This window comes from Pseudidiomarina mangrovi (assembly GCF_003999375.1).
In the GTDB taxonomy this organism is placed as follows: Bacteria; Pseudomonadota; Gammaproteobacteria; order Enterobacterales; family Alteromonadaceae; genus Pseudidiomarina; species Pseudidiomarina mangrovi.
Map to the genome: position 1 here is coordinate 51,381 of NZ_RJLC01000001.1, position 21,445 is coordinate 72,825.

The following is a 21,445-nucleotide window of genomic DNA, read 5'->3' on the forward strand; positions in this document are numbered from 1 at the left end:
GTAGGACATCGCCAGGCACCTATCCCGAACAAGCCCCAGCCTAACCGCTGGGGCTTTTTCTTTGGCTATTTTGGCGTTCTGCGCTTGATATTTTCCCAATTAAATTTACTATTGGTTAACAATTAGCCACTCTTGTTGTGCAAAACCAATGGAACCGACCAATATCGTCCTGCCGAAAGGCACCGAATTAAATCATTATGTGATTGAATCCGTGCTCGGACAGGGAGGTTTTGGCATTGTTTACTTGGCTCGTCATGCCTTTTTGGATGAGCTGGTCGCACTGAAAGAATTCCTACCTATTGAAGTTGCTGGCCGCACTGGCCTCTCTATTGTTCCCCATGGCGACTCACGGCAACAGTTGTACGACGATGCTTTGCGTCGTTTTATGACCGAAGGTAAAACCCTGATCAAGCTGCGACATCGTAATATTGTGCGCTGTCGCGATCTGTTTATGGCCAATAACACCGCTTACTTGGTGATGGACTTTGAAGACGGGCTTGATCTCGAAACCTTAATCGTCGGTTTGAGCAAAAAAGGGCAACTATATAGCCAAGAACAGTTGCTGCACTTCTTGATTCCATTAGCCGAGGGCTTTGTTTACCTGCATCAGCAAGACATCCTGCATCGCGATATCAAACCGGCCAATATATTCATCCGTCGTGAAGACGGCTCGCCGGTAATTATTGATTTTGGCGCAGCAAAACAGAATTTCGCGACCATGTCGCAATCAAAAGTGCCCTTTACTGAGTTTTACGCACCAATTGAGCAGATTGAAGGGGGTCATGGGGCTAAGCCATCCATGGACATTCATGCCTTCGGTGCTTTGATGTATCGATTAGTGACCGGGCAGGTGGGTGTTAAAGCCGAAACCCGCGCCATGGCAATTGTGTATGGTAAACCTGACCCGATGCCTGCGGTTGCATCATTGGCTGGGGCTGGCTATAGCCCTAAATTGCTCGGCTTGATTGATCATTGTTTACAATTCAAGCCAGAGCAACGCCCGCAGTCTATGCAAGAGGTCTACGATGCTTTAATTGCGATTGCTCGGGGCGATGTTGAGGCAGAGCCTGCGGCGCCAGCGGCTAAAGCTGAGCCAGCCTGGTTTGATCCAATTAAGGCAGCGGTGCCCGATACCGTGGCTGAGCCGATGACCGCCTATCACCAACCTACTCCGCAGAGTCGTCAGCAGGATGATGATACAGCGGCAAAGGCCAAAGCCAAGGCAGAAGCTGAAGCGGCTAAGCAGGCAGAAGCCGAAGCTAAGGCTAAAGCGAAGGCGGAAGCTGAAGCCAAGGCTAAAGCGAAGGCGGAAGCTGAAGCGGCTAAACAAGCAGAAGCCGAAGCCAAGGCCAAAGCCAAGGCGGAAGCTGAAGCGGCTAAGCAGGCAGAAGCCGAAGCCAAGGCCAAAGCGAAGGCGGAAGCTGAAGCCGCTAAGCAGGCAGAAGCCAAGGCCGCCAAGCAAGCTGAAGTTGAAACCAACCAACAAACAGCCGAAGCGAAGCAAGAGAACGTACCAGGCGAGGCTGAATCCACTGAGCAGGCAGTGCCGGAAGGTTTTATCGACCTTATCAAGCAGGATCCGGTGTGGAAATGGGGCAGTATCGCTGCCGCAGCGTTGCTCGTGGTTGGTATGGGGACATGGTTGCTCAGTGGTGATGAGCAGCCAATCAAAAAGCCAAAAGTTGACAAGGTGGTTACCAAGTCCGATCCCAAGGTAGGCGATGAAACTGACGATGGTTTGACTGCCGAGCAACGACAGCAACAGCAGCAACAAGTCGAACAACAACAGCAGCAACAGCTTGCTGATCTAGTAGGCGGGGTAAGCGCCCAAGAAGCCTTTGCCAACGCCAATCAAGCCTATTTTGTAGCGGCCGATTATGCCGCTGCAGTGAGTGGCTATCAGCAGGCTTTAGATGCCGGTAGCGCCCTAGCGAAGAGCCAATTAGCAGTGTTGCAGGCGCAGGGCCATGGTATGGGTATCGATGCCATCAGTGCACGTACAACGGCATTAAGTTTGCTCGATAGTTTGAGCGAGGTGGCGGCCTTTAACGATGAAGTGGCCTTGTATTTGGCATTGCTCCAGCGTTATGCCCTCACCGATTACAGCAATGCCTTTGCTACCCTAGAGCGGCTAGCCGATACTGGCAATGCTGAAGCACAATGGCAGATGGCGCTACGCTATCGTGATGGCGTAGATGTCAGCCGTGATGTTGATAGCGCCATGAATTGGCTGGTTAAGGCTGCCGATCAACAACATACCGGGGCGTTATTTGCTATAGGCGCGTTGTATGAGAGTGGTACCGGGGTGGCCAAAAATGTCACAGAGGCAGCCCGATACACCAAATTAGCCGGTGATCGTGGCTACCTACCCGCTTATGACAAACTCGCTTTTATGTATTTAAACGGCACCGGCTTAGCTCAAGATTTCGCCCAAGCTCGTCGCTATTTGGCTTATCCAGTGGCGCGTGGCGATGTTGAGGCACAGTACCAGTTAGCGCGTCTGTTCGAACTAGGACGCGGTGGTAGCGTGAATATGACCGAAGCTCGGCGCTATTATTTAAGCGCTGCAGCGGGGGGACAAGTGCTTGCACAAACCCGCTTAGGGCAAATCTACTATGACGGTATTAGTGTCAACGTCAATGATACCGAGGCGCTGAAATGGTTTACTTTAGCCGCTAAGCAAGGCAACAAAGACGCCCAGTCTACCCTTGGTTATATGTATCTCAATGGTCGCGGTGTGGCGACAGATTACGCTGTGGCGAAAAGCAATTTTGAGGCTGCAGCCGCGCAGCAACAGGCCGACGGACTGAACGGTTTAGGCTTACTTTATGAATATGGTTGGGGTGTGCGTAGCGATATTACCCGCGCAGTCACCTACTATACCCAAGCCGCTGCGGGCGGGAGCTCGTTTGGTCAATATAATATTGGTCGGCTGTATTTTGATGGCGCTGGCGTGAGCCAGAATAATACCACTGCCAAACGCTATTTTGAGCAAGCGGCTAAGCAAGGTAATAGCGGTGCCAGCACCTATTTAGGGTTTATGTACTTGGAAGGTTTAGGTGTTGCTGCGGATTATGTGTTGGCGCGCGAATATTCCGAAGCCGGCGCTAAGGCGAATAATGCCGACGCATTGAATAATTTGGGAGTGCTCTATCAACAGGGTTTAGGGGTCACGAAAAACCTCAGCGAAGCTGCCAGCTACTATCAACGAGCGGTGGATCTCGACAATAGTACCGCCATGTTGAATTTAGGGCGGTTGTATTTAGAGGGTTCGGGCGTCAGTAAAAACCTTGCAACGGCGAAGAAATTATTCCAACAGGCTATTGATGTCGGTGAGGTTATGGACGCATACACCGAGTTGGCTCTCATGAATCTGAGGGGTTTGGGCGGACCGGTTAACCTGAGCGAAGCACGACGACTGTTCGAGGTCGCCGCAAATGAGCCTGACCAGTCTCTCGCGCAATATCAGTTAGCGCTGATGACATTCAATGGCCGTGGTGGTCCTACTAATGTCACCAACGCTCTACGGCTATTCCGTACAGCCGCCGACAACGGCTATATGGAATCTCAGTTTGAGCTAGCCAGGGTGTTATCGGAAGGACTAGGCACCTCTGTTGATCTGCTCACTGCAGCAAAATACTTTGAATTAGCCGCCGATCAGGGCCATTCAGGAGCACAGTATGAAACCGGTCGTGCATACCAATATGGCCGCGGTGTCGGGCGCGATTTCGCCAAGGCTGCACGTTATTATCGGTTGGCGGTTGGGCAAGGTCATATCGATGCGCACTATAATCTAGGTATGATGCTACGCAACGGTGAGGGGCAAACTGCTAATCTCACCGAAGCCTTCCGCCTGGTCAGTGTTGCGGCAACTAATGGCCATGCCAATGCACAGAATAGTTTAGGGGTGATGTATCACGAAGGCAGCGGTGTGGCGAAAAACTACGACCGCGCCTATGAGTGGTTCCTAAAAGCTGCTGAGCAGAATCTGGCCGGCGCGCAATTTAACCTCGGTAACTATCATGAATATGGTCTATCGGTTCGTGCCAACCGCCGCGAAGCGATGAAATGGTATCGCCTCGCTGCTGATCAGGGCGATCAGCAAGCGGTCGAGGCACTGCGTAATCTCAATTAACTTTTCAAGGCCTGGCGATAGCAACTTAAGGCACGTTTCTGATCGCCAGCCATTTCATGAGCATAGGCTAAATCCAGTAATACCTGCTTTGACGGCGCGACATCAGCGGCACGGCGTAGGGCTCGGCTGGCCAAATCATACTCTTTATCCTGCAGCGCGATTTGTCCTAAGGCGTGAAGCAGCATGGGGTCATCCGGCGTACGCTTCAACGAATCCTGCAAAAAGCCTTTCAGCTCGTCTTGATTGACGATCAGTTTGCGTTCAACTAAGTCGACCAGTTTCAGATCACCACGCTTCAGCGCGCGAGCCGCTAATTTACCGGCAGCATCTTCGAGGCCAAAGCCACGTAGGGTGGCAATGTAGGCTAAACGAATTGGCGCGCTGCGGCGCTGCTCGCGACTCAGTTTATCCCAATACGGCTCCAGTTGATCGGCACGGCTCCGCCCTAGTTCACGCATGACCTCGGTGTAAGCTTGTTCAGTTAAGGTGAACTGTTCGGTTGCGGTTAAGCACTGTAGGCGCTGGGCATGGGGTAATAGCGCAATGATATCGTGCCAGCGATGCAGCTGTTGATATGCCTGTAGAGTGACTTTCAATAGCGGAACGTTATCGGCGTGGGTAGCGGTTAGACGTTTTAATAGGTCCACTTTTTGTCGTGCTAACTCAGGGTTGGCACGCAAGCTTAAAATAGTATCAGCGACCTGGAAATCGGCAGGGTTATTGATTTTTCGCAGCCAATCGCGGGCTAGGCTCAAATCACCCGCTTGTTGTGCCGCATAGGCGGCAAAGGTCGCGGTCAGGGGTTGTTTGACTAACCCCCAACTACGGCCAAAGGCTTGGCTGGCGGCAGCCGGCTCGCCATTAACCAACAGTTGCGCGCCTTGCGCAAAGGCTTGCTGTGCTTTGTTGTTCTTGCGTTCGCCAAACCAGCGTACGCCCCATTTGGTTTTGCGCACCACCAGTAGTACCGCACGCATGATCGCGCGGAGCACAATGGTAAGCACCACCAACATGATCACCGCCGCGACAATACTGGTTTCGATGGTCCAATTACCAATCGCAATTAACACATAGCCGGTGCTGCCTGACCAATAGGGGCCAATCAATAAACCAGCGACTAAAACAAGGAGGATGATCCAGGCATATTTCATTGGCCATTCTCCGCGGTTGCTTGCCGCGCCAAGCGCTCAAGTTGGGCCGTGGCCTGCAGTTCGGCGGGATACTCCGGCACTAAGGTCAGCTGGGCTAAGGTATCGAGTTCACTTTGCGCCCGTTGAATCTCCACCACATCAGTTGCCCCCAGTTGCTGCAGCATAGTCAGCGCCTGTTGTAAGGCTTGCTGGTAAACATCTTGGCGACCGGCTAAGGCCGCTTGTTGGGCAATCTGTAACTGCAACAGCGTACGTTGCTGCAGCAAATTCACGAAGGCATCGGATAATAACGGCTGCACCGGGGTTTCACGATACTGCACCCGCACCAATTGATCGGCCAGTTTACCGGCGCTTTGTTGCAACTGTTGCCACCAATCAGCGCTGTCATCTACCGCGCTCAGTTCGCTGCGACCCGGTTGACGCTGATACCAGTTTACTCGTGCTAGTTGTGCCTGCACGCTGGCTAAACGCATGGCGGCAGCATCAATCTGATTAGCCGGCAGTGCTTGCAGGGCAAACAAGTCATCGGCCAAGGCCTGACGCGCCGCACGATGTGCTGGATTATTCAACGCCGCTAAATGCGAATCAGCCAGTTGCAACAACTGAATAGTGGCGGCCACGTCGCTATCAATCCATAGTTTCTGTCCAGCGCGCTCAACTAAATTACGCGCTTCAAGAATGCGCCAGGTAGTTTGCTGCGATAAATCGAGGTTCGCCAATTCGGCTTGTACCGATTCGACAGCGCGTTGATAGCGCTCCAAGAGAGCTTGTTGCTGCTGTTCACGTTCGTAAGCTTGGCGGGCAATACCACTGACTTCGCCTTGAATGACCATGCGCACCTGATCAGCCTGGCGGGCATTGATATCCCGTAGCTCCTCAATTTGGTTCTGCATATCAACCAACTGACGCTGGTGTAATTGCTGCTGCTGTTGATAGGCGGGCCAGAGGTACACATACCCGGCCGTGGCGCTGCCACCAACTAGCACCAGTACCAGCAACAACGCCCACCAGCCACCCGTAGACGAACGCTGGCGCGGCGGCTTAGGAGCTGGCGTAGGCTTAGCTGGAGTGGTTTCTGTTTGCGTGTTGGTATCAGTCATGTGGCGTTGCTTCCTGTTGATGCGTGATGACTTGCTGCCAGGCCTCGACCATGGCGAATGGTGTGGCGCTGTCGGCGATAACCGCGTTAGGCGCGAGTGCTGCGGGTAGTAACGCCGCCAAGCGTTGGCTGGCGACCACCCAAGTACACTGTTGTAGCCAGCTTAACGCTTGGCGTGGCATGGCGGCAAGAAAATAGCCTAATTGTTCGGCACTACTGACAAAAATACAGCGTACATGCTGTTGCCAGTGCTCAATTTGCGCGCTCGACACGGTAACTGGGTTGCGCTGATACACCGCTAAGTAATGCACGTCGGCGCCGCGAGCGCGCAAGGTATCGGCGAATAACTCGCGCCCTTCATTGGCACGAACCAGCAACCAACGCTGACCGGCAACCTGTTGCAGCTCGGGTAGCGCCAACAATGCTTCGCTGTTGTGCTCCCGCCAGGGGCAGGTGACTGGGCGCTTAACCACCTGCGCAATGGCTGCCGCACTGGTTGGCCCAACCGCATACCAGCGGCAGTTCGGCATAACCACCTCGGGCGCATACTGTGCTACTTGAGCGGCAAAAAACTGAGCGGCGTTGACGCTTACCATCATGGCGCCATGCCAGGGTTGCTGTAACAGCTCAGCAAGGTTCACCGAAGCGTCGGTATAAGCGCTGATCTGCACCATACTGTGATAATCGCAGGCTAATGATAGACCCAGCTGTACAGCCCGTTGTTGCAGCAGTTGCTGCAGTGTGTCGGTGGGCGATGCTGGACGTAAAATTAGCGCGCTACTCATGAGTTTAGGGTGTGCCCCTCATATACATCGGCCAAAATGGTTCCGGCCCCGCGCTCGAGTAAGAACTCAGCGAGCTCAATACCGAGCTGCTCGGCATCATTGCGGTCACCACTAATTTCGCCTTCAATGATTTCGCTGCCATCAGGGCGGCCCACTAAGCCGCGCAAGTGCAGCTGATCACCATGCAGTTCGGCATAAGCGCCAATCGGCACTTGGCAGCCGCCCTGTAAGCGCCGGTTCATGGCGCGCTCGGCCAGCACACAGCTGCGTGTTTGCTGACAAATCAGTGGTTCGAGCAAGGCCTTGGTCGCACTATCGTCACTACGGCACTCAATGCCTAACACGCCCTGACCATTGGCGGGCAAACTAACTTCTACCGCAATGCGTTGACGAATACGGGCATGCAGATCGAGCCGAATCAGCCCAGAAGCTGCCAAAATAATGGCATCAAATTGGCCGTCATCGAGTTTGTTCAAGCGGGTTTGCACGTTACCGCGCAAATCATGCACTTTCAGGTGCGGAAATTGCGCCAAAATTTGGCACTTGCGGCGTAAGCTACAGGTACCCACAATGGCACCGTCAGGCAGCTCTTCAAGGCTGTTGTAGTGATTGCTGACGAAAGCATCGCGCGGGTCTTCACGTTCACAAATACCGTACAGCTCCAGCCCGTCAGGAAACTCCACCGGTAAATCTTTCATTGAATGCACAGCGATATCGGCTTTGCCCTCGAGCATGGCAATTTCCAGCTCTTTCACGAACAAGCCCTTGCCACCTATTTTTGCCAGCGGAGTATCGAGGATCACATCGCCACGGGTGCTCATTGGCAGTAATTCAACGCTCAGCCCAGGGTGTAATTGCTCGAGCCGCGCTTTAATGTGCTCGGCTTGCCACAGCGCGAGCATGCTCTTGCGGGTGGCAATGGTTAAGGTTTTCATGCTTACTCCGCAGCTTTCAACTGAATCGCAACACCGGCTTGCTTGCTCATGGCATCAGACAGCAGCGCCCATAATTCAACGCCACTGCGGTTGTCTATCCACAGGCCATCACGGTATTCAAAATGGTAGCCGTTAAACTTGGTTGCCACCCACAGTTGCATCAGAGGCGGTTGTTTATTAATGATGATCTTGCTGCGATTGGTAAATTCGAGCTCTAAGATTTCGCCACCCGATTCAAACTCAATATCAATGCCAGCGCCCTCAACTAACGCTTCTACGGCCTCTTCAATCGCTAAGATAGTGGCATCGGCTAATTCATGGTATTGATGTTCTTGCATGTCGACTCCTAGTAATGACTTTTTGCCCTCGCGATGCGATGATAGGCACACGATTTTTCATCGAATTCACAGTAGGTACAGTTTACCGATGTTTGTCACGAAAGTAATGCGTATCGTCATTGTAGCAGCTGCGCTGACATTGGTCGCATGCGGACAAAAAGGTCCGTTGCAAGCGCCGCCACCGCCCACTGATAAAAACAGTACGGTCAGCCATGACGTTTAACTATCAGGCAGAGCAGTTACATGCCGAACAATGCAGCCTCGAACGCTTAGCCCAGCAGTTCGGAACGCCGCTATTTGTCTACTCACAGCAGGCAATATTGCGTAATTGGCAGCAGTTTGCAGCGCATTGGCCAGCACCGCATAAGTTGTGTTACGCGGTGAAAGCCAATAGTAATTTGGCGATTTTGCAGCTGTTGGCCCGCCATGGCGCTGGCTTTGATATTGTCTCTGGCGGCGAGCTGGCGCGGGTACTCCAAGCCGGTGGTAGAGCGCAAGACGTGGTATTTTCCGGAGTCGGCAAAAGCCATGACGAAATCGCCTACGCGTTAGAGCAAGGTATCGGCTGTTTCAACGTGGAATCAGCCGCCGAGTTGGAGCGCATCAATGACATTGCCGCTGCCCATCAGGTGATTGCGCCGGTGTCACTGCGGGTCAACCCCGATGTGGACGCGCAAACTCACCCCTACATAGCGACCGGCCTCAAAGCCAATAAATTCGGTATTGCCATGCGCGACGCCAAAGCCGTCGCGCTTAAGGGGCAGGCACTTAAGCACATCCATATGCGTGGCTTAGACTGCCACATTGGCTCGCAAATCTTAACCGCCAGCCCCTTTCTGGATGCGGCTGATCGCATGTTGGCGCTGGTGCAAGAATTACGTGCTGAAGGCGTGGCGATTGACCATTTGGATATGGGCGGTGGCATCGGCATACCCTACCAGCACGAAAGTCAGCCAGACATAGCCAGCTATTTGCACATCTTGCAGCAAAAAGCCGCTGCGGTTGGCGGACTTACGCTGCTACTTGAGCCGGGCCGCGCCATTGTCGGTAACGCCGGTGTACTGCTGACCAAAGTTGAATATTTAAAGCCCGGTGAGGACAAGAACTTCTTGTTGGTCGATGCCGGCATGAATGACCTGATTCGCCCCGCGCTCTATCAGGCCTATCACGATATCGTGCCGGTGCGTCAAGCCAGCGGTGCGGCCAGTGCGCTGGTAGACGTAGTTGGGCCGGTGTGTGAAACCGGTGACTTTTTCGGTCACGCACGGCATTTAAGCGCTCAGCAAGGCGACTTTTTAGCGATTATGAATGCCGGTGCCTACGGTTTTACCATGGCCTCCAACTACAATACCCGCCCGCGTGCCGCAGAAGTTTTGGTGCAGGGCGACCAAGCCACGCTGATTCGTGAGCGTGAAGTATTAGAAGATTTATGGAAAGGCGAGCGGCTACTGCCTGAGGAACGGACATGAACTTCAGTAAAATGCATGGCTTAGGCAATGACTTCATGGTGATCGACGCAGTCACCCAAAACGTTTACGTCAATCCTGAACAGATCCGTCAATGGGCTGATCGCCATCGCGGCATTGGTTTTGACCAACTCCTGCTGGTTGAGCCGCCGTATGAGCCGGATAGCGATTTTCACTACCGTATTTTCAATGCTGATGGCAGCGAAGTGTCGCAATGTGGCAACGGCGCGCGCTGTTTTGCGCTGTTCGTGAAACAAAAAGGCCTGACTAACAAAAACCATATTCGGGTCAGCACCAAAGTCGGCAAAATGGTGCTACACCATGAAAAAGATGGCCGCATCACGGTAGAAATGGGTATACCACAGTTCGCCCCAGCGCAGATCCCGTTTAAAGCCAATAAAGAAGAACTCACCTATGTGCTGCGCGAAGCTGAACACACCATTTTGTTCGGTGCCATGGGGCTGGGCAACCCGCACTGTGTGATTGAAACCACCGACATCAGTACCGCTACGGTGAGCGAATTAGGGCCATTATTAGCCACACATGAACGCTTTCCTGAGGGCGTGAACGTTGGTTTTATGCAGATTATTGACCGCGATACTATCAAGCTTCGGGTGTACGAGCGTGGCTGTGGTGAAACCCAAGCCTGTGGCAGTGGCGCCTGCGCGGCGGCGGTAATTGGTATGCGCCAAGGCAAATTAAATGATACGGTAAACGTGGAGTTACCCGGTGGCAATTTGACCATTCGTTGGCAACCAGGACATTCGGTGCGTATGACAGGCCCCGCCGAACACGTCTTTGATGGACAATTACGACTATGACCAGCAAGCCTTTAGAAAATTATCAAGAACTGGGTGATATCGTGGTAGATGACGCCTTGATCGCCGCCTATTTGCAGCAAAATCCGGATTTTTTTGAACGTCACCCCGACTTATTGCAACAAATGCGACTGCAACACGATGGTCGTGGCGCGGTGTCGTTGGTCGAGCGTCAGCAGCAGGTGCTGCGTCAGCGTTTGGCGCAACTCGAAGAGGAAATCACCGAGTTAATGACCACCGCACGGCGCAATGAAGAGCTGTTTACCCGTTACAGCGAGCTCTACGTGCACCTGCTGTGTTGCCGTGATATCAGCGAAGTGATGGATGCCCTGCAGCGTACGTTCTCGGAACAACTCAATATGCCAGCGCTGTCGTTGAAATTTTTTGACAGCCCGCTGGAATTAGCCGAACAATTTACCTTCGCTGCCGATACCCACAAGCAACTCTTGAGCAAGCGCTTTGCCCATAGCCCAATTTATTTAGGCCGTTTAACCGCCGATGAGCAGAAGTTATTGTTCCCCAATGAGCAGATTGCCTCGGTGGCGCTGTTGCTCCTTGGCGAGCAAGGCGAGCTGGGCATGTTAGCCATTGGTAACCATGATGCCAGCCATTTTGAGCCGGCTATGGATACCCTGCTGGTGCGGCAATTACAGGCCTTGCTGAGCAAAATTCTGCCGCCATTACTCACCCACTATGAAGCTCTCTGAGGCGCGGCAACGTTTCATTCGTCACTTAACCGGTGAACGCGGCTTAGCCGAGCATACCTTAAACAGTTACAGCCGAGTGCTAGACGCCGACATACTAGAGCTGGCGCAACAGCGTGTGGATAACGTGGCACAACTCAATTTACCCACCTTTGAGCGGTTGTTTGTCAGTTGGCGTCGCCGTGGCTTAGGCGATGCCTCATTAGCGCAGCGGTTGGCCGCCTGGCGCACCTTTTGTGGCTATGCCATGCGCGAAGGCTGGCTGCACGACAACCCCGCCAGTCAGTTGAAAGCACCGCGCAAAGGCAAGCGGCTGCCGAAAAACCTAGATGTGGATAGCATCAGCCAATTATTGAAACTCCCCAGTGATGATCCGCTGGCGCTGCGTGATGCGGCGATGATGGAATTGCTCTACGGCAGTGGCTTACGTTTGGCGGAGTTGGTGGCGCTAGATATCGATGCCATTAATCCACGCCATCGCGAATTGCGCGTGATCGGTAAAGGGCAAAAGACCCGTATTGTGCCCTATGGCAAGTTCGCCGCCGAGGCGTTGCAGCGCTGGTTACCCGTTCGTAGCCAATGGTTGGCCGGTAATTTGACCGAGTTGGCGTTGTTTATTAGCCAACGCCAGCAGCGTATTAGCCCGCGCACGGTGCAGCAGCGGCTGAATTTTTGGGGGCAACAACAGGGCCTGACCAGCAATTTACATCCGCACAAGTTGCGTCACTCGTTTGCCTCACACATGCTGGAATCAAGCGGTGACTTACGTGCGGTACAGGAGCTCCTCGGGCACGCCAATTTGAGCACCACCCAGGTGTATACGCACCTCGATTTTCAGCATTTAGCTAAGGTTTACGACGGCGCCCACCCACGCGCCCGCAAAAAACGCGATTAGGATGAAGCATGCAGTTTTTCCGTCGATTGCGCCCAGTACAGGCGCTTAGTTTCGATCTTGATGACACCCTGTACGATAACGTGCCAGTGATGATCCGCGCCGAGCAGGCCGGCTATGAGTTTTTGCGTGATACTTTTCCGCAAACGGCGCACTGGGGCATTCGCGACTGGGCGCGGCGGCGCAGTCATTTGATGCTGACTGATGAGTTGCTCGCCAGCGATATGACCGCACTGCGTTTGGCCACTATTGAGCAAGGTCTGTTGGCTGCGGGAGTTTCGCAAGCCGAAGCGATAGCTGGCGCTGAACAAGGTTTGGCGGTGTTTCTACGCGAACGCAATCAGGTGGCGATTAGCCCTGAAGTGCATCAGTTGCTAGCCGATTTAGGCCAGCGTTACCCGCTGCTGGCGCTGAGTAATGGCAACGTCAACGTGGCAACTATTGGCTTAGCTGACTATTTCAGCTTGATCTTACAACCCGCACCACACCGCCGTGGCAAACCGCATGCCGACATGTTTGTGGCGGCTGAAAAACATCTACCTGCCCTAAAGCCAGCTGAATTTCTGCACATTGGCGATAGTCCAACCGCAGATATCTTCGGCGCCCAACGCGCCGGCTGGCAGAGTGCCTGGTTCGCCGGCGGCCTCGGCCACCCCGAACAATTCAAAGTGCTCCCCACCCTGCGCTTTGATGATCTTAGTGAACTGAGAGAGTTGCTGCTTTGATGTGAGAATGAGCTCTACAACCAAAGCTCACTTTGCTGACCACCAAGAATCGCCATGATCTCGACCATGTCGTCATTCTGTCGAAAGTAGATACTATCGACGCCGCATACAGCACGGCGATATCCAGGCCGAATGTGGTCGACACTCGGGAAGCTCAGCGGTGCCTGTGCGATCCGTTCAAACGCATCAAAGAAAGCAGCAAAGTAGGTATCAGCTTGAGTTTCACCAAACACTTGATAGCCATAGCTATAGATTCGTTTTAGATCGGCCTTAGCTGCATTCGATAAATAATAGTTAGCCATGGGTTATGGCAATTCAGGAATTTTTAACTGCGCTTTAAACTCAGCGAGAATCTCTGCTGGGGATTGCTCGGTGAACCCACTCTGTTCAGCCAAGGCAAGTTTTTGGTTGATGGCTTCAACGCGCCGAGCGCGCCGGATCAAATCGTTAATCAGCTCGCTTTTGCTGCTGTATTCACCGGTTTCTTCAACGTGTAGCCGCAGCCACTGATCATTTTGCTCTGTTAGCGTAATACTTTGACGCGTCATGGCTTATCCTCCAATGCGAACTTCTGGTGTAAATTTACACCACATGAACTGTGTTGGCAAATGCTGAGACCGAATCGGCTATTACTGGTTGCCTATACAGTAGTGGCAATTTACACTAAGCCGCATAGCCCGAATCAAGGAAACCAAACGCTGTGACAAGTCATCCACTGCTAGACCAACTCAACCAAAAGCAACGCGAAGCGGTATCCGCTTCTGAGCGACATATGCTGGTGCTGGCTGGCGCTGGTAGTGGTAAAACCCGGGTGTTGGTGCATCGTATTGCCTGGTTGCTGCAAGAAAAACGGGTGTCGCCGTTTAGTATTATGGCGGTGACCTTTACCAACAAAGCGGCGGCGGAAATGCGTGGGCGGGTAGAGCAATTACTCGGCAGCTCGGTGCGCTCCATGTGGATAGGCACCTTTCACGGCTTGGCGCATCGGCTACTGCGTGCCCACTACATGGATGTGAAACTACCGCAGAGCTTTCAGATTATCGACTCTGACGACCAGCAGCGTATCGTCAAACGGGTGATCAAGAACCTGAACCTGGACGAAAAACGTTGGCCCGCCAAACAGGCCTGCTGGTTTATCAACGGCAAAAAAGACGAAGGCCTACGCGCCGAAAACCTCGACGGCTATGACATTAACGAACGCACTTTAAAAGAAATCTATGCCGGTTACCAAGATGCCTGCGACCGCGCAGGGCTGGTGGATTTTGCCGAACTGTTGCTACGCGCCCACGAACTATTACGCGATAACCGCATCATTCGTGAGCATTACCAACGCCGCTTTCGCCATTTGCTGGTGGATGAGTTTCAAGACACCAACTCCATTCAGTACGCTTGGGTCAAACTGCTATCAGCCACTGGTGCCAATGGTGTTGATGAAAACTACGTCACCATTGTTGGCGATGACGACCAGTCTATTTACGGCTGGCGCGGCGCCAAAGTCGAAAATATCCAGCAGTTTTTGCGCGATTACCCCAATGTACTGACGGTGCGACTGGAGCAAAACTACCGCTCCACCGCGACTATTTTGCGCGCTGCCAACGCGGTCATTGCACAAAACTATGACCGCCTCGGCAAAGACTTGTGGACCGACGGCAACGAAGGCGAGCAGATTGACCTTTATGCTGCCTACAACGAAGTCGACGAAGCCCGCTACATCGCCGCACAAATAGAAGCCTGGCACGAAAAAGGGAACTTACTCAGTGATGTAGCGCTGTTGTACCGTAGCAACGCGCAATCGCGGGTGCTCGAAGAAGCGCTGATTCGTGGCCGAATTCCCTACCGTATTTATGGTGGCTTGCGCTTCTTTGATCGGCAGGAAATCAAAGATGCCCTGGCCTATTTGAACCTGATAGCCAGCCGCGTCAACGATGCTGCCTTGGAGCGGGTGATCAACACGCCAACCCGTGGTATCGGCGACCGCACCGTCGATATTATTCGCGCCGCCGCACGTGAACAAGGCGAGTCGTTATGGCATGCCGCCAAGCGCTTAGTGGCCGAGAAAGTACTGAGTGGCCGCGCCGCCAATGCGGTAAAAGAATTCATCAGCTTGATTGACCGCTTAGAAGATGAAACCAGCGAGTTTAGCTTGGGCCGCCAAGTCGACACGGTGATCAAAGACTCCGGGCTGATGGCTATGTACGCCTCGGAAAAAGGCGAGAAAGCCGAAACCCGGGTGGAAAACTTAAAAGAGCTGGTCAGTGCCTGCGATAACTTTGATGCCGATGATCAGGTGTTTGATGACGACAGCCCAGACATGACGCCACTGACCTCATTCTTGTCACACGCGGCGCTGGAATCGGGCGAAGAACAAGCCGACGAGTATCAAGATGCGGTACAGCTGATGACCTTGCACAGCGCCAAAGGCTTGGAATTTCCGCTGGTATTTATGACTGGGGTAGAAGAAGGGCTTTTTCCGTCGCAGCAGTCCATTGGCGAGTCGGGCCGCATCGAAGAAGAGCGCCGACTGTGCTACGTGGGCATGACCCGCGCCATGAAAAAGCTAGTACTTACTTACGCCGAACAGCGCCGCATTTATGGTCAGGAACAGATACATAGTGTTAGCCGCTTTATTGGCGAGATCCCCTCCGATGCGCTCTACCATGTACGCATGCAGCGCCGCAACGATAGCTACGGTGACAGCTTTTCTGGCAGCACTGGCGGCCGTTTTCACACTGGGGCCAGCCATGAAACCTTTGAACAAACCGGTTTTCAGCTCGGCCAGCGGGTACGCCATGCCAAGTTTGGCGAAGGCACGGTGATCAACTATGAAGGCAGTGGCGCGCAAAGCCGTATTCAAATCAACTTTGATGAATTCGGCTTAGGCAGCAAATGGCTGGTGGTGGCTTACGCGCGTTTAGATCGGCTTTGAAAAATAATGGTGTCGATACTATAGAGCGCCAGAGCCGCCCAAATAATCCCAAAAGTCACCAGCTTGTCCATGGCCAGTGGCTCGTTGTAAAGCCACACTGCCACCACAAACATCAAACTGGGCCCAATGTATTGAAAGAAGCCTAAGGTGGAGTAGCGAATGCGTTGCGCCGCAGCGGTGAAGCACAGCAACGGTACGGTAGTGACAATACCAGCGGCAATTAGTAACAGGTTCAGCGACCAACTGTTTTGGCTCATGTCAGCGGCCATAGAGTTGGCGAAGAACAGCATGTAAATAAGCACAATCGGCAGCAAAATCAGCGTTTCTAGCCATAGCCCGGTAATCGAATCCACCGGTAACCGCTTACGAATGCCGCCATACACCGAGAAGCTGGTTGCCAGCACCAGCGCTATCCACGGCACTTCGCCAAAACTCACTATCTGCACCATCACACCGGTTACCGCCATGGCAATAGCGACCCACTGCATGCGGCGCATACGCTCACCGAAAAAGGCCATGCCAATCGCCACATTAAGCAGCGGGTTAATGTAGTAACCCAAGCTGGCATCGAGAATACGGTCGGCATTGACCGCCCAAATAAATAAGAACCAGTTACCGCCCAGCAATACCGTTGCTAAGGCTAGCTTCAACATGGTCGGACGATGGCGCAAAATCGGCTTCAAGCGCTCTAGGCGGCTGGTCAGCAGAATCAGTCCGAACACTAGAATAAACGACCAAATAATCCGATGGCTTAAGATTTCAGCCGCCGGAACTGCCGCTAACAGCTTGAAATAAATAGGTGCCACACCCCAAATGGTGTAAGCAGCAATTGCAAAGAGCACCCCTTGGCGGGTGCGGATAGCGGTGTCAGTCATTGCGTAAATTGGCCATTGGCGGTGGTGCTTCGGAGCAGGGATGCATACAATAGAGCCATTCCACCTAGCGGTCAATTGGAGCACTACCTTTGTCTAACCCCGCGCTGTCCAAAGTTCTTGCCGATGTGTTTGGTTACACGGTGTTCCGTGAAGGCCAACAGCAGGTGATTGAAGCCGTTCGTGGTGGCCATGACGCCTTGGTACTGATGCCCACAGGTGGCGGTAAATCGTTGTGTTATCAATTGCCGGCGTTAGTATCTGAAGGTTTGACAGTGGTCATTTCGCCGCTGATATCACTCATGCAAGATCAAGTGGAAGCCTTGCAAGCCATGGGTGTTGCCGCCGCGGCGTTGCATAACGGCTTAACTGCGGAAGTCAGCGCCCAAGCTATGCAGGACTTGCATCAAGGCACCATTCGTCTGCTCTATGTTAGCCCTGAGCGCGCCTTAACCTCGTTTTTTATGCGTAATTTGCAGCAATGGCAGGTGGCGTTAGTGGCCATTGATGAGGCCCATTGTATTTCGCAGTGGGGTCATGACTTCCGCCCTGAATATGGCCAACTGGGGCAGTTACGTGCCGCCCTGCCACAAGTGCCGTTTATGGCATTGACCGCGACCGCCGACATGGCCACTGAGGCCGACATTGTCGAGCGTCTGCAGTTACGCCAGCCGATTATCTACAAAGGCTCGTTTGACCGCCCCAACATTCGCTATGTGGTGGAAGAGAAGTTCAAACCGCAGAAACAGCTGCGCGATTACATTGGCCGCCAGCGTGGTGCCTCCGGCATCGTTTATTGCGGTAGCCGTAAGCGCGTTGATGAGCTGGCTGATCGGCTGGCCGGCGACGGCATTCGGGTGGCGGCCTATCATGCGGGGCTCGATCATGAAACCCGTGAAAGCGTGCTGCGGCGTTTTGTCCGCGATGACTTAGATGTGGTGGTAGCAACGGTGGCCTTTGGCATGGGTATCAATAAGCCCAACGTACGCTTTGTCGTGCATTACGACATTCCCCGCAGTGTTGAAGCCTACTACCAAGAGACTGGCCGCGCCGGTCGCGACGGTCTGCCAGCCGAAGCAGTGCTGCTGTACGACCCCGCTGATGCGGCCTGGATACGCAACGTCATTAATGAGCACCCAGACGACGACCGCCGCCGCGTAGAGCAACATAAGTTCGCCGCCATGCAAGCGCTTGGTGAGGCGCAAACCTGCCGCCGTTTGGTGCTACTGAATTACTTCAACGAGTATCGCAGTGAGCCGTGCAAGAACTGCGATATTTGCCTAGATCCGCCACGCCAATACGACGGCACCGAAGATGCGCAAAAAGTGCTGAGCTGCATTTACCGTGTTGGCCAGCGCTTTGGTGCCAATCACGTGATTGATGTGCTGCGCGGCTCTAAATCTCAGCGCATTACCGAGTACGGCCACGAGAAGCTCAGCACTTATGGTATTGGCACTGAGCGCAGCCACGATTATTGGTTGGCGGTGATTCGGCAACTGATTCACCGCGGCCTGGTGGTGCAAAACGTGCAGCAATACGGTGTGTTGCAGCTGACTGCCGAGGCGCGCCCGGTGCTACGCAGCGAAATTGCCCTGCAACTGGCCGAGCCACGCATCAACTTAGTGGTCAGCAAACCTCGTGTGGCCGATCGCGGCGACTACGACAAAGTCCTGTTCCGCCGCCTGCGCGCCCTGCGCAAGCAACTGGCTGATGCCGAAGAAGTGCCGCCATTCGTAGTTTTCAACGACACCACCCTGGTGGAAATGTGCATTCGCTACCCTACTAATGCCGATGCCCTACTCAGCGTCACCGGCGTGGGCGCGAAGAAACTCGAGCGCTACGGCGCACCGTTTTTAGAGGCAATCACCGAGTATCTGGATGGCGATGGCTGAACTTGCGGGGCGAGCTAACCATTTACTAGCTATACTTCGATTGAAATGGACATTGAGATAGCAAGGTGGACTTTATGGTGACCGACAATCCAACAGGAACATCAACTAATGGAGTTATGCCACAACAGGCATCACGTGAGCTTATTGATCAGAAAAGACGTCAGCAATGGCTTCGTGACAATCAGCAAGCACTTGAAGATTGCAATCAGCTGACCGAAGCCCATGGCTTATTTGCTGATTCACATCGAGTATTCTGACGTCTTTGTATTTCCTACCCACATACGCGATCTCAGGGCCCATCAATAAAGGCGGCAATAATTGGGCAGGGCTGATTTGTGCTATGCTCACAGGCGTGAGCGAGCTTTTTTAAGGCGGCTTGTGCGCTCTGTAATTGTTCCAATTGCTGATCAATGGCTTGTAGCCGTATTAGAGCCAGTTGCCGCGCTTGCGCATGGTCCTGTGAGGCATCCATGTCGAGTAGCAACTTAATTTCTTTTAGCGCAAAGCCGGCGGCTTGGGCCCGCTTAATAAACACCAATTGGCGCAGATGGTGATCACCATAGTGGCGTACCGCGCCTTGTGACGATGGCGTTGGCAGTAATCCTTGGCGCTGATAATAGCGCACGGTTTCAACGCTTACAGATGCGCTTGCCGCAAGTTTTCCGATAGTAAACATAATCACCTCTTGACTCCGTACCATAGTACAGAGTTTAAACTTCTCCACGTCAATAACAAGTACCGGAGATCAACCATGAGCCAAGCAACAAAAACCGCGGTGCTCTACCGCATGATGACGCCTAACCATCAGTGTCCGTATGGGCTGAAGACCCTCCACCTGCTGCGCTCCAAGGGCTATGAAGTCGACGATCAGCATTTGTCTAATGCCGATGAGACCAACGCCTTTAAAGCCAAGCATGACGTCAAAACTACGCCTCAGGTATTTATTGATGGTGAGCGCATTGGCGGTTATGAAGCGACCCGCAAGCATCTCGGTATGCCCGTAGCAGACCCAAATGCCACCACCTATCGGCCGGTTGCGGTACTATTTGCATTAACCGCGTTGAGTGCCTTGGCGCTGAATTACACCCTGTTTGGCACTTTCATATCGGTACAGGCCGCTGAATGGTTTATCGCGTTATCCATGGTGGTACTGGCGCTGTTGAAACTGCAAGACGTGGAAAGTTTCTCCACCATGTTTCTCAACTATGACCTGCTGGCCAAGCGCTGGGTGCCGTACGGTTATGTGTACCCCTACGCCGAAGGCTTGGCCGGAGTGTTGATGCTGGGTGGCTTGTTCAATTGGCTGTCGATACCCATCGCCTTGTTCATTGGCGGTATCGGTGCGGTGTCGGTATTCAAAGCGGTGTATATCGATAAACGGCAACTGAAATGTGCCTGCGTAGGCGGTGCCACCAAGGTGCCATTAGGTTTTGTGTCGCTGACCGAAAACCTGATGATGATCGCCATGGCGGTATGGATGCTTTACCGCCACGGCCTCGGTCTCTAAGCACTCGGAGCGCTATAGAACTGCCATAAGTCCACTAGCACGGGAATAATGGACGCCACCAATATCAGCCCCATAGTGATATTAAAGGCGCGTTGCATGACCGTGTTGGTGAGCACTTTACGCAACAGTGAGCCGAACACCAGCCACAGCCCCACGCACGGAAATGCCACCAGCAAGAACGCCAAAGTAATGGCAAATACTTCCACCAAAGCATTGCCGTTGACCGTGGTGAAGGCGGCAACCGCACCAGATGCCATCACCCAGGCTTTGGCGTTGATCCACTGAAATAGCGCCGCTTGAAAGAACGTCAGCGGCTTGCGCTCGCCCTTCTCAATCGCCTTCGGCTCAGCACTGGCGATATGCCACGCCAACCACAGCAAATACACCACACCGAGCACTTTGATCAGTTGGTGCAGGTTGGGGTAGCGGTCGAACACCACGCCAAAGCCCAAACCCACCAGCAACACCATCAGCGGGAAGCCCAAGCAGATGCCGAGGTAGTGCGGCATGCTCTGTTTCACCCCATAATTCACCCCCGACGACATGATCATGACGTTATTCGGGCCTGGTGTGATGGTGGTGCTGAAGGCAAAGAACAGTACAGCGATAAAAATATCCATAAGTATCCATGCAGACGTGGTAAATAATGCTATTTATAATACAGTGCTCTGTGAGAATGTCTTACAAAAACCAAAAGGATTGTTCATGCGTTTAGTTCTTAGTGTTGCCGCTGCTGCGCTGTTATTCAGTGCTGCCGCTGAAGCCCGCTTTCCCAGCAAAACTTATATCAAAGATTACAATCGCGATAAGCAAACTGAGTTAGCCGCAGCCGAATTTAGCCCCGCCGGCATTAAGCCAACGCAAATGCTGATGCGTGGCATTGCTCATCAACAGCGACTGAATATGTCGGTGGCTTATAGTTTGCGTAGCGATCTCGACAGTAGCGCGGTCGCCAGCGCAGTGGCGGAAATCAGCAGTAGCCATCAAACAGCCGCTTGCGACTTTTTAGCGGCCATGAACAAGCGCTACAACGATGTTAAAGAAGTCGGCTACAAAATCACCTTAAGCCAAGACGGTGGTGATGTGGTGTATGAGGACAACCTCGCTTGCAAGAAATAGCAGCATGAATCCTGCTTAAGTGCCTGCCCCTTAGCTTTGACAAGATGCAGAATTGAAACTATAATTTCCAAATTAACAAAT

The 21,445-nt window shown here is 53.1% G+C and carries 22 protein-coding genes; 12 read left to right on the top strand and 10 right to left on the bottom strand.

The window, feature by feature from the left end:
- Positions 1–148 precede the first annotated feature (148 nt).
- The gene (locus EFO84_RS11735) at positions 149–4,135 is read left to right on the top strand and encodes a serine/threonine-protein kinase (RefSeq protein ID WP_205701910.1); all 3,987 of its coding nucleotides are present in this window, start codon (positions 149–151) and stop codon (positions 4,133–4,135) included.
- On the opposite strand, the gene EFO84_RS00395 is transcribed toward EFO84_RS11735, so the two are convergent.
- The 5 genes from EFO84_RS00395 to cyaY are packed head-to-tail and all read right to left on the bottom strand — an operon-like array spanning position 4,132 to position 8,443.
- A complete protein-coding gene (locus EFO84_RS00395) occupies positions 4,132–5,286 on the bottom strand; it encodes a heme biosynthesis HemY N-terminal domain-containing protein (RefSeq protein WP_127346085.1) in 1,155 nt (384 codons plus the stop codon). The genes EFO84_RS11735 and EFO84_RS00395 overlap by 4 nt on opposite strands.
- Positions 5,283–6,386 carry a uroporphyrinogen-III C-methyltransferase gene (locus tag EFO84_RS00400; RefSeq protein WP_127346086.1) on the bottom strand — a complete coding sequence of 368 codons (1,104 nt, stop codon included), beginning with the start codon at positions 6,384–6,386 and terminating at the stop codon, positions 5,283–5,285. Before EFO84_RS00400 ends, EFO84_RS00395 begins: the two co-directional genes overlap by 4 nt.
- Positions 6,379–7,170: a uroporphyrinogen-III synthase gene (locus tag EFO84_RS00405; protein WP_127346087.1), complete on the bottom strand. Its 792-nt coding sequence runs from the start codon at positions 7,168–7,170 to the stop codon at positions 6,379–6,381. Before EFO84_RS00405 ends, EFO84_RS00400 begins: the two co-directional genes overlap by 8 nt.
- Positions 7,167–8,105: a hydroxymethylbilane synthase gene (gene hemC / locus EFO84_RS00410; RefSeq protein ID WP_127346088.1), complete on the bottom strand. Its 939-nt coding sequence runs from the start codon at positions 8,103–8,105 to the stop codon at positions 7,167–7,169. Before hemC ends, EFO84_RS00405 begins: the two co-directional genes overlap by 4 nt.
- A 2-nt stretch (positions 8,106–8,107) precedes the next feature.
- A complete protein-coding gene (gene cyaY / locus EFO84_RS00415) occupies positions 8,108–8,443 on the bottom strand; it encodes an iron donor protein CyaY (protein WP_127346089.1) in 336 nt (111 codons plus the stop codon).
- A 106-nt stretch (positions 8,444–8,549) separates the two neighbouring features.
- Between cyaY and lptM the strand changes: the two genes are divergently transcribed.
- The 6 genes from lptM to EFO84_RS00445 are packed head-to-tail and all read left to right on the top strand — an operon-like array spanning position 8,550 to position 13,048.
- Entirely contained in the window at positions 8,550–8,666 is a 117-nt protein-coding gene (gene lptM / locus EFO84_RS11935; RefSeq protein WP_431355309.1) for an LPS translocon maturation chaperone LptM, read from the top strand.
- Complete coding sequence (lysA, locus tag EFO84_RS00425; protein WP_127346091.1) at positions 8,656–9,912, top strand: diaminopimelate decarboxylase; 1,257 nt, start codon at positions 8,656–8,658, stop codon at positions 9,910–9,912. The genes lptM and lysA overlap by 11 nt, the downstream gene beginning before the upstream one ends.
- Positions 9,909–10,730, top strand: coding sequence for a diaminopimelate epimerase (gene dapF, locus EFO84_RS00430; protein ID WP_127346092.1), 822 nt, complete (start codon positions 9,909–9,911; stop codon positions 10,728–10,730). The genes lysA and dapF overlap by 4 nt, the downstream gene beginning before the upstream one ends.
- Complete coding sequence (locus tag EFO84_RS00435; protein WP_127346093.1) at positions 10,727–11,434, top strand: DUF484 family protein; 708 nt, start codon at positions 10,727–10,729, stop codon at positions 11,432–11,434. Before dapF ends, EFO84_RS00435 begins: the two co-directional genes overlap by 4 nt.
- Positions 11,421–12,326 (top strand): tyrosine recombinase XerC, encoded by a 906-nt coding sequence (locus EFO84_RS00440; RefSeq protein WP_127346094.1) that lies wholly within the window; start codon positions 11,421–11,423, stop codon positions 12,324–12,326. Before EFO84_RS00435 ends, EFO84_RS00440 begins: the two co-directional genes overlap by 14 nt.
- Before the next feature lie 8 nt (positions 12,327–12,334).
- A complete protein-coding gene (locus EFO84_RS00445) occupies positions 12,335–13,048 on the top strand; it encodes an HAD-IA family hydrolase (RefSeq protein WP_127346095.1) in 714 nt (237 codons plus the stop codon).
- A gap of 14 nt (positions 13,049–13,062) precedes the next feature.
- Here the strand turns inward: EFO84_RS00445 and EFO84_RS00450 are convergent, their stop codons facing one another.
- On the bottom strand, positions 13,063–13,350 hold the full coding sequence (locus EFO84_RS00450; protein ID WP_127346096.1) for a type II toxin-antitoxin system RelE/ParE family toxin: 288 nt from the start codon (positions 13,348–13,350) through the stop codon (positions 13,063–13,065).
- Between the two features lie 3 nt (positions 13,351–13,353).
- A complete protein-coding gene (locus tag EFO84_RS00455; RefSeq protein ID WP_127346097.1) occupies positions 13,354–13,596 on the bottom strand; it encodes a ribbon-helix-helix domain-containing protein in 243 nt (80 codons plus the stop codon).
- A gap of 152 nt (positions 13,597–13,748) precedes the next feature.
- Here EFO84_RS00455 and uvrD point away from each other — a divergent pair, with 152 nt between their 5' ends.
- Positions 13,749–15,974, top strand: coding sequence for a DNA helicase II (gene uvrD, locus EFO84_RS00460; RefSeq protein ID WP_127346098.1), 2,226 nt, complete (start codon positions 13,749–13,751; stop codon positions 15,972–15,974).
- Here the strand turns inward: uvrD and rarD are convergent.
- Complete coding sequence (gene rarD / locus EFO84_RS00465) at positions 15,950–16,849, bottom strand: EamA family transporter RarD (RefSeq protein WP_127346099.1); 900 nt, start codon at positions 16,847–16,849, stop codon at positions 15,950–15,952. The two genes, uvrD and rarD, sit on opposite strands and share 25 nt — an antisense overlap.
- 89 nt (positions 16,850–16,938) lie before the next feature.
- Between rarD and recQ the strand changes: the two genes are divergently transcribed.
- Positions 16,939–18,738, top strand: a complete 1,800-nt coding sequence (gene recQ / locus EFO84_RS00470) for a DNA helicase RecQ (protein WP_240642610.1) — start codon at positions 16,939–16,941, stop codon at positions 18,736–18,738.
- Between the two features lie 74 nt (positions 18,739–18,812).
- Entirely contained in the window at positions 18,813–18,995 is a 183-nt protein-coding gene (locus EFO84_RS00475) for a type II toxin-antitoxin system CcdA family antitoxin (RefSeq protein ID WP_127346101.1), read from the top strand.
- A gap of 32 nt (positions 18,996–19,027) precedes the next feature.
- Here EFO84_RS00475 and EFO84_RS00480 read toward each other — a convergent pair whose 3' ends face one another.
- Entirely contained in the window at positions 19,028–19,414 is a 387-nt protein-coding gene (locus tag EFO84_RS00480) for a MerR family transcriptional regulator (protein WP_205701911.1), read from the bottom strand.
- 75 nt (positions 19,415–19,489) lie between these two features.
- Between EFO84_RS00480 and EFO84_RS00485 the strand changes: the two genes are divergently transcribed.
- On the top strand, positions 19,490–20,245 hold the full coding sequence (locus EFO84_RS00485; protein WP_127346103.1) for a MauE/DoxX family redox-associated membrane protein: 756 nt from the start codon (positions 19,490–19,492) through the stop codon (positions 20,243–20,245).
- On the opposite strand, the gene EFO84_RS00490 is transcribed toward EFO84_RS00485, so the two are convergent.
- Positions 20,242–20,865 carry a LysE family translocator gene (locus EFO84_RS00490; protein ID WP_127346104.1) on the bottom strand — a complete coding sequence of 208 codons (624 nt, stop codon included), beginning with the start codon at positions 20,863–20,865 and terminating at the stop codon, positions 20,242–20,244. The two genes, EFO84_RS00485 and EFO84_RS00490, sit on opposite strands and share 4 nt — an antisense overlap.
- A gap of 85 nt (positions 20,866–20,950) precedes the next feature.
- Here EFO84_RS00490 and EFO84_RS00495 point away from each other — a divergent pair, with 85 nt between their 5' ends.
- Entirely contained in the window at positions 20,951–21,364 is a 414-nt protein-coding gene (locus EFO84_RS00495; protein WP_127346105.1) for a hypothetical protein, read from the top strand.
- Positions 21,365–21,445: the final 81 nt, after the last annotated feature.